This window comes from Reyranella sp., assembly GCF_004296935.1.
Lineage (GTDB): Bacteria > Pseudomonadota > Alphaproteobacteria > Reyranellales > Reyranellaceae > Reyranella.
In genome coordinates, this window is record NZ_SCVH01000034.1 from 42,290 (window position 1) to 53,679 (window position 11,390).

Here is an 11,390-nt window from a genome sequence, read left to right on the forward strand (position 1 = left end):
TTCTCAGAACAGGTAGCGGAAGGCGACGAAGCCGCCGATCAGGGCGAACAGGAACAGCCAGGTGAGCAGGGTCAGGCGCTTCTCGATGAAGGCCCGGATCGGCTCTCCGAATTTCCACAGCAAGGCTGCCACGAGAAAGAAGCGCAGGCCACGCGTCACGATGGACGCCCACACGAACGTGAACAGGTCGAAATGCGCCGCCCCCGAGGCGATGGTCACCAGCTTGTAGGGGATGGGGGTCAAGCCCTTGATCAGGATGATCCAGATGCCGTGTTCCTGGAAGCCGTGCCGGAAGGCATCCAGGCCGGCCTGCAGGCCATAGGTCTTCACAACCCAGGCACCGACGGTCTCGAAGAAGTAGTAGCCGATGGCATAACCCAGCAGCCCGCCGAGCACGGAGCAAACGGTGCAGACCAGCGCGATGCGGAAGGCCTTGTCGCGATTGGCCAGCACCATCGGGATCAGCATCACGTCGGGCGGGATGGGAAAGAACGAGCTTTCCAGGAACGAGACCACGCCCAGGGCGGGAATGGCACGGCGGTGACCGGCGAGGCGGATCACCCAATCGTACAGGCTACGGATCATGTGGCCGCTTCCCTAGCAGGCGGGCTTGCGGTTTGGCAAAGCAGCCGGCAATACCTTGAAGGTTATACGTCAATGACGTATATAAAGCTGTGGACTTCGAGTGGGATCCAGAGAAGAGCGAAGCAACGCTGAATAATCGCGGCTTCGATTTTCGCTTCGCGTCTTTCGTGTTTTTGGACCCCTTCAGGCTCGAACGCGAGGATTTGAGGCGCAACTACGGTGAACGGCGTTATCAGACAATAGGCGAAATTGACGGACAGACTTACTTCGTCGTGTTTACCAAGCGTGGACGTCGCACCCGGATAATTTCGGCACGGAGAGCACATGACAACGAAGATCGAGCATATCGAGCGCGTCAGGCTTGATCGCGAAGGGCGGCTTAGAAGCAACGGTCGCATTGTGCATGCACGAGTAGATCGGTCGCGACTGAATAGCCCCGCTGCTTTTGCGCCCGACAAGGATGCGCCCGTCCTGACGGCGCGCGAGATCTCTTCGTTCCGACGCGTGAAGCCCCTGAAGGCGATCGATCCGAGCGTTGTGCGTAAGCGCCTCAGAATGTCGCAGACAGCATTCGCCCATGTGTTTGGCGTCAGCGTTCGGACGGTGCAGGAATGGGAGCAGCACCGGCGCCGGCCGGCCGGCGCGGCGCGTGCTTTGCTGCAAGTGATCGACCGCGAGCCCGAAGCGGTTCGACGGGCAATCGGTCTCTAAGGCTACTCCGCCGCCTGCTTGAACCGCGTCGGCACCGTCTCGCCGGCGAACAACGCCGCCCGAGCCGCCTCATACTCGGCTTTCAGCCGGGCCACGATCTCGGCCGCCGGCGGCGCATCGAAGATCTGACCGACGCCCTGGCCCGCGCCCCAGATGTCGCGCCACGCCTTGGCCTTGGAGTTGCCGCCCGAGCCGAAGTTCATCTTGCTCTTGTCGGCTTCGGGCAGCGCGTCGGGGTCGAGGCCGGCCGCCGCGACGCTGCGCTTCAGGTAGTTGCCGTGCACGCCGGTGAAGAGGTTGGTGTACACGATCTCCTCGCCCGACGAGTCGATGATGCACTGCTTGTTGCCTTCGGTGGCGTTGCCTTCCTTGCTCGCCGTGAAGCGCGTGCCGAGGTAGGCGAGATCGGCGCCCATCGCCTGGGCCGCCAGCACCGAGGCGCCGTTGGAGATCGAGCCCGAGAGCAGGATGGTGCCGTCGTAGAACTGGCGCACTTCGGGCACCAGGGCGAAGGGCGACAGGGCGCCGGCATGGCCGCCGGCGCCGGCGCAGACCAGGATCAGCCCGTCGACACCGGCCTGCAGCGCGCGCTTGGCGTGCTTCACGTTGGTGACGTCATGGAACACCAGGCAGCCGTAGCGGTGCGCCGATTTCACCACGTCGTCGGGCGCGCGCAGCGAGGTGATCTGGATCGGCACCTTGTATTTTTCGCAGAGATCGATGTCGTGCTGCAGCCGGTCGTTCGAGCTGTGCACGATCTGGTTGACCGCGAAGGGCGCCACCTTCTTCTCGGGGTGCTTGGCCTTGTATTCGCTGAGCTCCGAGGTGATGCGCTTCAGCCACTCCTCGAGCATTTCCTTGGGCCGCGCATTGAGCGCCGGGAAGGCGCCGACGATGCCGGCCTTGCACTGCTCGATCACCAGATCGGGATTGGACACGATGAAGAGGGGCGCGCCGACCACGGGGATCGACAGGCTGTCGCGCAGCAGGGCCGGAAGGGCCATCGTTTCGCTCCTTGGAAGGACAATTCGCAGATTTGGACCGGACCTAGCACAAACCGGTCAGGGTCGTCGTCTATTTCAGGATCTCGTAGGCGCCGCCCTTTTCGACCGCGCGCTTGTAGGCCGGCCGCGCCTGGATCCGGTCGACGAAGGCCTTGAGCTTGGGCAGCCGGGCAAACAGCGGCGAGCGCGCGGCGGCGGCTTCCAGGGGAAAGCTCATCTGGATGTCGGCGGCCGAGAATTCCCTGCCGGCGAACCACTCGCGCTTGCCGAGTTCGCCTTCGAGGAAGGCGAAGTGGTTGGTGATCTGTGGGCCCAGCAGCGTCTTGTCGGCGCCCTTGGCGATGGCGCGGGCGACCGGTCGCATGAAGAAGGGCACGCGCTCCGGCAGCTTGCCGAACACCAGCTTCATGAACAGCAGCGGCATCAGCGAGCCTTCGGCATAGTGCATGAAGTAGGTGTAGTGCAGCCGCTCCGGCGTCCCGGCGGCCGGCGCGAACCTGCCGCCGCCATAGGTCTCGGCCAGGTATTCAAGGATGGCGCCTGACTCCGCCAGCGTCTTGTCGCCGTCGGTGATCACCGGTGATTTACCCAGCGGATGCACGGCACGCAGCGAGGCCGGCGCCTGCATCGAGCGCTCGCGCTCGTAGCGCTTGATCTCGTACGGCACGCCGAGCTCTTCCAGCATCCACAGGATGCGCTGCGAGCGCGAGTTGTTCAGGTGATGGACGGTGATCATGGCTTGCTCTCTCTTTCTTCTCCTCCCCCGTCATACGGGGGAGGGCAGGGAGGGGGAAGGCAACAGTCTTGATGTCGCCTTCCCCCTCCGCCCTACAGGCACCTCCCCCGTATGACGGGGGAGGAGGAGTAGGGATTACAGCGATCCCGGCCGCCAGTTGCCGTGGAAGCCCGCCGGCACGCGGCTGCTCAGATGCGCCAGCGCGATCGGGCCCTTGGCGAGGTCGGTCGCCTCGAACACCGCAAGGTCGCTGCGCTTTTCTTCGCCGCGGAACAGCACGCTCAGCAGCCAGCCGTCACCCTCGGCGGCACCGTCCGAGCGCGGCACGAAGATCGGTTCGCCGAACCGGTCGTCGGGGCCGGCGCACCAGCCCGTGCTCTTGCCGCTCTTGAGGTCGTAATGGACGAGCCCGTCCTGGCGCGGCTCGCCGGTCTTGGGATCGGTGATGTCGCCGGCCACGATCCAGCCGTGGCGGTAGTCGCTCATGCAGAAGCGCTCGTCGAAGCGCGGGAACTCGCCCGAACGATCGTCGAGCTGCTCCTCCTTCATGGTGTTGCCCCTCAGGTGACTGGGCCCGGCGAGATCGAAGGTCCAGCGGTAGAGCTTCGCCATCGGCGGTTCCTTGGTCGAGGGTGTGCCGTCGGGCAGCGGGAACAGCGGCGCCACGTCGTATTTCATGACGTCGACCACGATCTTGCCGTCGGCCGTCTCGAAATGGTTCATCGGATGGAAGACGTAGGAGGCGGGCGCCGTCACCCACTTCACGTCGGCCACCGTGCCCTTGCGCGGGATGAAGGCGATGTGCGTGCCCTTGTCGGGCTCCCAGGCGAAGGGCGGCAGGCCGCCCATGGCGCGTTCCATCGAGCTGGTGAGCGGGAAGATCGGCACCACGATCCAGTTCCTGGTCACGGCGAAGTCGTGGATCATCGAGGGGAAGGGGCCTTCCAGGATTTCGGCGCGCGTCACCTTGCCGTGCTTGTCGACGGTCTGGATGCTCACTTCCTTGGTGAAGCGGCCGCTGGCCGAGTAGCCGAAGAAGATCATCTCGCCGGTCTCGGGATCGAACTTGGGATGCGCCGTGAACGGGCCGTTGAGCTTGTTGCCGTAGGTCTCGTAGCCGCCGTCGGGACCGACCGGCATCAGGCTCGCCGGATCGAGCGAATAGGGCGCATGCGCCTCCTCGAGCGCCAGCAGGCGGCCGGCATGCCAGACGATGTTGGTGTTGGCGATGGTCGAGTTGAGCGCAAAGACGCGCGGGTCGGTGTAGCGCGGGTTGCCGAAGACGCCGGAGAGGCCTTCGCCCTCCTCGTTCTCCATTTTCCACTTGGGCGTGCGGACCCAGCGGTTCTTGTAGGAGACGTTGCCGTTCTCGATGTGGAAGGCGTGGATCATGCCGTCGCCGCCGAACCAGTGGTAGGGCCCGCGCGGCGCGAACTGCGGGTTGGGGCCGTTGCGGTAGAGCGTGCCGCAAAGCTCGCGTGGCATCTCGCCGGTGATGTGCAGGTGGCCGGCATCGGCCTCGGCGTTCACCGGGCCGTAGTAGCCGCGCAGGAAGGGATTGTCGGTCGGGAAGGCCTTGGCCATGGCGGGGTTCCTCCTGTTGAGACGTAACGGTAACGTCGTGTATCTAATCGACGCTATCAATACACACTGTTCCCCGCAAGGGGATTCTGAGGACAATAACGATATTGGGGCACCCGATCTCAGGGCGCTATACTAAGAAAGGAGGCTTGAGCAGACATGTCTAAGAAAGGTCAACACGTCGTCCCTGATGCGCGAGGCTGGAGCGTGAAGAAGGCTGGTTCTTCCAAGGCCACGAGCACGTACACAACACAAACGGCGGCGATCGAGGCAGCCACAAAGATCGCTCGGACTCAGCGAACTGAACTTTACGTTCACGGTAAGGACGGGCGAATTCGCGAACGGAATTCCTACGGCAAAGACCCACTTCCCCCAAAGGGCTGACATTGCCGCCACCGTTCGACCGGTCGGTCTTCATTAATTGCCCATTCGATGGCGAATACGCCCCAATCTTGCAGGCGATTGCGTTCTGCGTTGTCTACTTAGGATTCTATCCACGCCTTGCTCCAGAGAACGCCGATAACGCTGCGGGCCGTCTCGACCGCATTGTCGAATTGGTGCGCGGCTCGAAGTACGCAATTCATGATTTGTCTCGATGCAAATCAACAACAGCAAACGAGTTTTCTCGGATGAATATGCCCTTTGAGCTGGGCATAGATCATGCTTGCCGAAGGTTCGGGATCGGCAAACTCGCTAACAAGTCGATCTTAATCCTTGAAGAAACAAGATTCGATTACCAGAAGGTCCTGTCCGACATCTCGGGGTGGGATATTCATGCTCATGGTGGCAATCACCAGAAGGCTGTTCGGCATGTCAGGAGCTGGCTCGTAGCACAGGCAGGCGCAGTCGCTATCGGAGCGGCCCGTATTCAGGGAAAGTACATCGCCTTTCAAGAATGGTATTGGGAGCGGGAGTTAGCTGCAGGCTCCTCGCAGGAGGATATCAAAGAATATCCGACAGCTGAGATAATCCGAGCCATGCACGAGTGGATGAACGCTGGCCAGCCAGCTTAGCGGTGAGCGCTGTGTCAAATGGCCAGATTTCAGGTCATAAGAAAGACTTGACATTTCAGCAGGTTTTGGCCTATTATTTTGATAGGTTGGTGAGTCGCATGCATATGCGGGCGCCGGCCTTTTTCATTCCGGCAAGACCTGCCCGCGGCCGCCCGCGGGTTCGCGCTTAGGCGCTTGGTGCAGCCGCCGCGGGTCCTGACCTGCGGACAGAGACAACAACAAGCCCGCCTTTCCGATGGCCGTCGGAGAGGCAAGAACGCCGCCGGACTCAACCAGGCGCCCCAGGGCCACGACAGAGCGCAACGATGGAACGACGGCCGCAACGAACGCGTGAAAAGAGATCCCCGATCGCGAACGGGAGACAGGTGCGGGCCCAACTTCGGGCCCAACACTCCCACGTTTCAGGTGGGCCCGCCGAGGCCCGGGAAAGGCTGTATTTGTTGGCTTTTAGGCGGCTTAAAAGCCAAATTTCTGTAGGCCGAGTTGGGCCAGATTTGAAAAGTTGGGCCAGGGATTACGACGGCAATTTCTGCGGCCGGATTTCGACCCGCCGAAAATAGAAATGCCCGCCGATGCCCAGCGCCAGGATCAGCAGGCCGAACAGGAATTCGGTGAGGGTGGGCCCCAGCAGGTCGAAGAGCGGCGTGGCGGCGAGATTGAAGGCCAGCATCGAGCCCGCCATCACCGCGAGCCGCAGCCGGAACACGCGGGCGATCTCGGGTCCGCGATAGGCGGTCTGCAGGCGGGTGATCATGGGGATGAAGTAGAAGGGCCCGCCGAAGCCGGCGAGGAGCCCCGCCAGCATCATGGCCGGCAGCATCCACGGATTGGGCAGCAGCCAGGCCGCGACCGCGATCAGCGCGAAGCCGCCGCCCATCGCGACATAGCCCAGGAACATCGTCGACAGCGGCCGGCGAAAGCGGACGCTGCCCGCGATCAGGTTGCCGGCAACGTCGCCCGCGCCGCTGACGCCGATGATCAGGCCGAGCGCCGCCAGCCCCTCGAAGTCGAACAGGCGCGGGTCGTGCTGCTTCACCATCAGGGCGATGCAGAGTTGCAGCGCCACGCTCCACGGCCCGTTGGCCAGCGCATTCACCAGCAGCAGCGTGCCGATGGTGCGCTCGCGCCGCATCAGGCGCGCGCCGTCGAGCAGCGCGTCCCAGATGCCGTGCAGGCCGGCGCGGCCGCGCTGCGGCTGGTGGTTGCTGTCGACCAGCCGGTCGCGCACCGCCCAGATCGCGAGCCCCGAGAGGATGAAGCCGGCGGCGGTGACCGAGAGAAAGTGGATGACCGGCAGGATCGAGTTCAGCACCGCGGCCAGCATCGGCCCGATCAGGCGGGCCAGCCGCCAGGTGGCGTCGAACAGGCCGTTGATCGACTGCATGGCGTCGCGGTCGGGCACCAGCACCGGCACCGCCGACTGCAGCGCCGGCGTGAACACCATGCGCAAGGCGGCGATGCCCATCACCGCCAGCACGAGGAGCGGGATCGACACGCCCCAGACATAGGCGCCGGCGACCGGCATCAGGGCCAGCACGGCGCTCGCGTATTTGGCGCCGATCATGGCGCGGTCGGCGCGCCAGCGGTCGATCACCGAGGCGCCCAAAAGGCCGACCACGAGCATGGCGCCGTATTGCGCGGCGTTGACGTAGCCCGCGGCGTTGCCGATCTGCTCGGCGGCGATCCACACCACGGCGACACGGAACAGGTCCTCGCCGATGGTCGAGGCGGCGAGCCCCGACCACACGGTCGCGACGGCGGGATCTTTGAGCGGACGGAAGATCGGCAGCATCTTGTGCTCAGCTCAGCGCGCCCACACGCCGCCGTCCTTGTTCTTGTAGCCGAGAGACAGATAGGCGGCGTCGACCAGGGACTGGCCGCGGCCGTTCATCAGCAGGCCGGGGCCCATGCGGTTCATGGTGTAGCCGAAGGAGAGGCCGGCGGCGGGATCGGCGAAACCCAGCGAGCCGCCGGCGCCGACATGGCCGAAGGCGGCGCTGCCCAGGATGACGCTGTCGCAATCCTCGCCGAACAGTTTGGCCCCCAGGCTGCGCTTGCGGTTGTCCATCGACTTCATGAAGCCCAAGGCAAAGCGCGTCGGGATGCGCAAGGTGGCGTCGTCGTGCGTCGCCATGGAAACCTCGCCCATGCGGGCGAGCGTCTTGGCGTCCACGAGCTTGCCGCCGCCGTTTGCCAGCGGGGCGTACATGCCGGCGAGGCCACGGGCGTTGGTGACGCCGTTGGCGGCGCCGATCTCGGCGGCACGGCCGGCGCGGGTGTTGGCGCCGCCGGCCCGCCAGGCGCCGATGTTGAAGAAGAACTGGGCGGCGGGGGATTGCTTGTTGGTGCCGAGGTCGAGCAGGAAGGGCGTCTTCATGTCCTCGGTCTTGTAGACATGCGGCAGGATCGGCGCGACGCGCGGCTCGATCTCTTCCGGCAGGCCGATCCAGAAATCGAGGCCCAGCGGCTTGGCGACTTCTTCCTGGAAGAACGTGCCCAGCGACTTGCCGCTGGCCCGCCGCACCATCTCGCCCACGGTCCAGCCGAAGGTGAAGCCGTGATAGCCGTTGCGCGTGCCGGGCACCCAGAACGGCTCCTCGCCCGCCAGCCGCTCCGTCATGTAGGTCCAGTCGTAGGGCCCGTCGTCCTTCACCTTGGCGCGCAGCGCCGGCACGCCGGCGGAATGATCGAGCATCATGCGCGTGGTCACGGCCTGCTTGCCGTGCTGGCCGAACTCCGGCCACAGCTCGACCACCGGCGCATCGAGATCGAGCTGGCCGCGAGAGGCCAGGATATGCGCGCAGAGTGCCGTCGCGCCCTTGGTGCAGGAGAACACGATGCTCACCGTGTCCTGTTTCCACGGCGTCCCGCTCTTGGGCTCGGTGACGCCGCCCCACAGGTCGACCACGGTCTCGCCGCCCGCCGTCAGGCAGACCGAGGCGCCGACTTCGCCGTTCTTGACGAAGTTCGCCTCAAAAGCTTCGGCGACGCGCTCGAAGCCCGGCTTGCACGTGCCCTCAACCATTGTTCGGTATCGGCAGCTCGAAGACCTCGAGCAGGAAGCGCGCGGCATGGCTCAGTGCGGTCTGGTCGATGCCATGGCCGACGCCCTCGGCAATATGGACAGCGACGGCGACATCGTTCTGCTGCAGTGTGCCGGCGGCGCGCTCGGTCAGCACGTGCGGCAGCATGTCGTCGCTGTCGCCGTGGGCCAGCAGAATGGGCGGCCGCGACCTGATCTCGTCCTTCAGAATCTCCGGCCCGGCCAGCATGCCGGAGAAACCCACGATGCCGGCGAGCGGCCTGGCACGGCGGAGGCCAACGTGCAGCGCCATCATGGTGCCCTGGCTGAAGCCGACCAGCGCGGTCCTGGACTCGTCCAGTCCGTATTGGGCCATGGTCTCGTCGAGGAAGGCATCGACCAGGGGTGCCGCGCTGCGCACGCCGGCCAGGGTCAGCGCCGGTTCGAGGCGCGAGATGCCGAACCACTGATAGCCGAAGGGATTGCCCTCGCAAGGGTAGGGCGCGTTGGGGGCATGGAACACCACGTCGGGCATCAGCGGCGCCAGCACGGGTGCGAGACCGATCAGGTCGTTGCCGTCGGCGCCGTAGCCGTGCAACAGGATCACGAGATGGCCAGGCCTGCCGTCGCCCTGCGGGCCGTAACTGGCGCCTTCGAGCCTGGTCGTCGCGGGCTTGGTCATTTGGCCTTCTTCCCCACCTTGATGTCTTCCTTGAGGGGCTTGGGACCCCAGTCCGGCATGCTGCGGCGATAGTGCCAGAGCAGCAGCGCGGCGGCACTGCGCCACGGCCGCCATGCCTCGGCGATTTTGAGAAGCCGCTTTGCGTCGGGCCGCTTGCGCAGCCGCTTGAGGTGCTGCGCCGCCACCACCAGCCCGAGATCGAGGCCGGGCATGATGTCGGGCCGGCCGTGCGCGAACATCAGGTAGATTTCGGCCGTCCACGGGCCGATGCCCTTGGCCTGGGTCAGCATGGCGATCGCTGCCGCGTCGTCGAGATCGTCGAGGGCGGAGAAATCGATGCGGCCCTCGACGACGTCGGTGGCGAGGCTGCGGCCGTAGCGCACCTTGGCGCCACTGAGGCCGACGGCGCGGAGTTGCTCGTCGTTCTGGGCCAGGAACTCCGCCGGCTCCATCGACGGCACCGCGGCCTCGAGCCGGAGCCAGATGCTGCGCGCGGCATGGACCGAGACCTGCTGGCCCACGATCGAGCGCATCAGCCCGCCGAAGCCCGTCGGCATCTCGCGGCGCACGGGATGTCCCACCTCCTTCAGCACGCGCGCGAAATCCGCATCGGCCCGCGCAAGGTAGCGCATCGCTTTTTTGAGGTTGGCGTCGTCGAGGACGATCTTGCTCACGCGTCCGGCATAGCATGCCGTGCGAGGCCGCTGTAACGTCCGATGATGTCCCTCGTGCCGTCAGTGGTCACGCGTTTTGCCCCCAGCCCGACCGGCTTGCTTCATCTCGGCAGCGCCTATTCGGCGCTGATCGCCTGGACCAGGGCGCGCGAGGCCGGCGGCCGGTTCCTGGTGCGCATCGAGGACACCGACATTCGCCGCTGTCGACGCGAGTACGAGACCGCCATCCTCCGGGACCTGAAATGGCTCGGCCTCGACTGGGATGGCGAGGTCCGTCGTCAGTCCGATCATTTCTCCGACTACGGCCACCAACTCGGCCGGCTGAGCGGGCGCGGCCTGGTCTATCCCTGCTTCTGCAGCCGCGCCGAGATCGAACGCGAGATCGCCGCCTCCGCCGCCGCCCCGCACGGCCCCGACGGTCCGCTATACCCCGGCACCTGCCGGAACCTCACGCCCGCCGAACGCAAGCGGCGCATCGCCGCCGGTCGCGAACACTGCATCCGTCTTGATGCGGCCCGCGCGGCGGCGGCCGCCGGCCCCTACGATTTCGTCGACGAGGGCCGCGGGCGCCTGGAAGGCCAGCCGCTGCTGATGGGCGACTTCGTGATCGCCCGCAAGGACACGCCGACCAGCTACCACCTCTCGGTCACGGTCGACGACCACCTGCAGGGCGTGACCCTGGTGACGCGCGGCGAGGACATCCTGCCCTCCACCCACATCCACGTCCTGCTGCAGCGCCTGCTGGGCTATGCGACGCCGCTCTATGCCCATCACGGCCTGATCACGGACGCGACCGGCCGACGCCTGGCCAAGCGCGACAAGGACCTCACCATACGGTCGCTACGCGAAAGCGGTTTGAGCCCTGAAGAAGTGCGCCGCCGCACACTGGCGGCCGCGGCCGGGCAGGCCTAACATTCCGTCATGGACCGAAACGAAGAACTGGCCGTCGGGAGGCGGCTGCTCGGCCATATCGACGGCCGCACCACCGATCTCGCGGACTCCCTGTTCCGCAACCGCGTGATCGCCTATTCCAGCCGCGAGCGCGCGAGCCTGGAGCGCGACCGGTTGTTCCGCGACCAGCCGATCTTCATGGGACTGTCGGCGCGCCTCGCCAAACCCGGCGACTATGTCACCGAGGACGTGGCCGGCATGCCGGTGCTGATGACCCGCGGCGCCGACGGCAGCGTAAAAGCCTTCGCCAACATCTGCCGCCATCGCGGCGCGCCGGTGGCCGACGGCTGCGGCAATGCGCGGGCCTTCACCTGCCCCTATCACGGCTGGACCTACGATCTCGCCGGCAAGCTCCTGGGCACGACGGACAAGGTGGGCTTCGCCGGCGTCGATCTCGCGAGCCACGGGCTGGTGCGGCCGGAAGCCGCACC

The 11,390-nt window shown here is 65.6% G+C and carries 14 protein-coding genes; 6 read left to right on the top strand and 8 right to left on the bottom strand.

Going from position 1 to position 11,390, the window contains the following annotated elements:
• Positions 1–3: 3 nt before the first annotated feature.
• Complete coding sequence (locus tag EPO55_RS04650) at positions 4–585, bottom strand: YqaA family protein (RefSeq protein ID WP_296335290.1); 582 nt, start codon at positions 583–585, stop codon at positions 4–6.
• A gap of 89 nt (positions 586–674) precedes the next feature.
• Here EPO55_RS04650 and EPO55_RS04655 point away from each other — a divergent pair, with 89 nt between their 5' ends.
• Positions 675–950 carry a BrnT family toxin gene (locus EPO55_RS04655; protein ID WP_296335291.1) on the top strand — a complete coding sequence of 92 codons (276 nt, stop codon included), beginning with the start codon at positions 675–677 and terminating at the stop codon, positions 948–950.
• Entirely contained in the window at positions 910–1,296 is a 387-nt protein-coding gene (locus EPO55_RS04660) for a hypothetical protein (protein ID WP_296335292.1), read from the top strand. The genes EPO55_RS04655 and EPO55_RS04660 overlap by 41 nt, the downstream gene beginning before the upstream one ends.
• Before the next feature lie 2 nt (positions 1,297–1,298).
• Here EPO55_RS04660 and EPO55_RS04665 read toward each other — a convergent pair whose 3' ends face one another.
• The 3 genes from EPO55_RS04665 to EPO55_RS04675 all read right to left on the bottom strand — a co-directional run bounded on the left by EPO55_RS04665 (position 1,299) and on the right by EPO55_RS04675 (position 4,620).
• Complete coding sequence (locus EPO55_RS04665) at positions 1,299–2,300, bottom strand: nitronate monooxygenase family protein (RefSeq protein WP_296335293.1); 1,002 nt, start codon at positions 2,298–2,300, stop codon at positions 1,299–1,301.
• A gap of 70 nt (positions 2,301–2,370) precedes the next feature.
• Positions 2,371–3,036: a glutathione S-transferase gene (locus EPO55_RS04670; RefSeq protein WP_296335294.1), complete on the bottom strand. Its 666-nt coding sequence runs from the start codon at positions 3,034–3,036 to the stop codon at positions 2,371–2,373.
• A gap of 135 nt (positions 3,037–3,171) precedes the next feature.
• The gene (locus EPO55_RS04675; protein WP_296335295.1) at positions 3,172–4,620 is read right to left on the bottom strand and encodes a carotenoid oxygenase family protein; all 1,449 of its coding nucleotides are present in this window, start codon (positions 4,618–4,620) and stop codon (positions 3,172–3,174) included.
• Between the two features lie 156 nt (positions 4,621–4,776).
• Between EPO55_RS04675 and EPO55_RS04680 the strand changes: the two genes are divergently transcribed.
• Together EPO55_RS04680 and EPO55_RS04685 are read left to right on the top strand one after the other, a co-directional pair.
• Positions 4,777–5,001 carry a DUF2188 domain-containing protein gene (locus tag EPO55_RS04680; protein ID WP_296335296.1) on the top strand — a complete coding sequence of 75 codons (225 nt, stop codon included), beginning with the start codon at positions 4,777–4,779 and terminating at the stop codon, positions 4,999–5,001.
• Between the two features lie 68 nt (positions 5,002–5,069).
• Positions 5,070–5,630, top strand: coding sequence for a hypothetical protein (locus tag EPO55_RS04685; protein ID WP_296335298.1), 561 nt, complete (start codon positions 5,070–5,072; stop codon positions 5,628–5,630).
• A 514-nt stretch (positions 5,631–6,144) separates the two neighbouring features.
• Here the strand turns inward: EPO55_RS04685 and EPO55_RS04690 are convergent.
• The 4 genes from EPO55_RS04690 to EPO55_RS04705 are packed head-to-tail and all read right to left on the bottom strand — an operon-like array spanning position 6,145 to position 10,008.
• Positions 6,145–7,422 (bottom strand): MFS transporter, encoded by a 1,278-nt coding sequence (locus EPO55_RS04690; protein ID WP_296335299.1) that lies wholly within the window; start codon positions 7,420–7,422, stop codon positions 6,145–6,147.
• Positions 7,423–7,434: 12 nt separating this feature from the next.
• Positions 7,435–8,655: a serine hydrolase domain-containing protein gene (locus EPO55_RS04695; RefSeq protein WP_296335301.1), complete on the bottom strand. Its 1,221-nt coding sequence runs from the start codon at positions 8,653–8,655 to the stop codon at positions 7,435–7,437.
• Positions 8,648–9,334 (bottom strand): prolyl oligopeptidase family serine peptidase, encoded by a 687-nt coding sequence (locus tag EPO55_RS04700; protein ID WP_296335302.1) that lies wholly within the window; start codon positions 9,332–9,334, stop codon positions 8,648–8,650. Before EPO55_RS04700 ends, EPO55_RS04695 begins: the two co-directional genes overlap by 8 nt.
• A complete protein-coding gene (locus EPO55_RS04705) occupies positions 9,331–10,008 on the bottom strand; it encodes a DNA-3-methyladenine glycosylase 2 family protein (RefSeq protein ID WP_296335304.1) in 678 nt (225 codons plus the stop codon). Before EPO55_RS04705 ends, EPO55_RS04700 begins: the two co-directional genes overlap by 4 nt.
• 54 nt (positions 10,009–10,062) lie before the next feature.
• On the opposite strand from EPO55_RS04705, the gene gluQRS reads away from it, so the two are divergent.
• A complete protein-coding gene (gene gluQRS / locus EPO55_RS04710) occupies positions 10,063–10,920 on the top strand; it encodes a tRNA glutamyl-Q(34) synthetase GluQRS (RefSeq protein WP_296335305.1) in 858 nt (285 codons plus the stop codon).
• Between the two features lie 9 nt (positions 10,921–10,929).
• Positions 10,930–11,390 (top strand): Rieske 2Fe-2S domain-containing protein (locus EPO55_RS04715; RefSeq protein WP_296335306.1); only part of this gene is annotated, 461 nt, incomplete at its 3' end.

Coding starts and splice junctions, on each gene's coding strand:
- EPO55_RS04665 (WP_296335293.1), bottom strand. CDS start 2,300: ATGGCCCTTCCGGCCCTGCTGCGCGACAGCCTGTCGATCCCCGTGGTC.
- EPO55_RS04690 (WP_296335299.1), bottom strand. CDS start 7,422: ATGCTGCCGATCTTCCGTCCGCTCAAAGATCCCGCCGTCGCGACCGTG.
- EPO55_RS04660 (WP_296335292.1), top strand. CDS start 910: ATGACAACGAAGATCGAGCATATCGAGCGCGTCAGGCTTGATCGCGAA.
- EPO55_RS04675 (WP_296335295.1), bottom strand. CDS start 4,620: ATGGCCAAGGCCTTCCCGACCGACAATCCCTTCCTGCGCGGCTACTAC.
- EPO55_RS04670 (WP_296335294.1), bottom strand. CDS start 3,036: ATGATCACCGTCCATCACCTGAACAACTCGCGCTCGCAGCGCATCCTG.
- EPO55_RS04700 (WP_296335302.1), bottom strand. CDS start 9,334: ATGACCAAGCCCGCGACGACCAGGCTCGAAGGCGCCAGTTACGGCCCG.
- EPO55_RS04650 (WP_296335290.1), bottom strand. CDS start 585: ATGATCCGTAGCCTGTACGATTGGGTGATCCGCCTCGCCGGTCACCGC.
- EPO55_RS04695 (WP_296335301.1), bottom strand. CDS start 8,655: ATGGTTGAGGGCACGTGCAAGCCGGGCTTCGAGCGCGTCGCCGAAGCT.
- EPO55_RS04680 (WP_296335296.1), top strand. CDS start 4,777: ATGTCTAAGAAAGGTCAACACGTCGTCCCTGATGCGCGAGGCTGGAGC.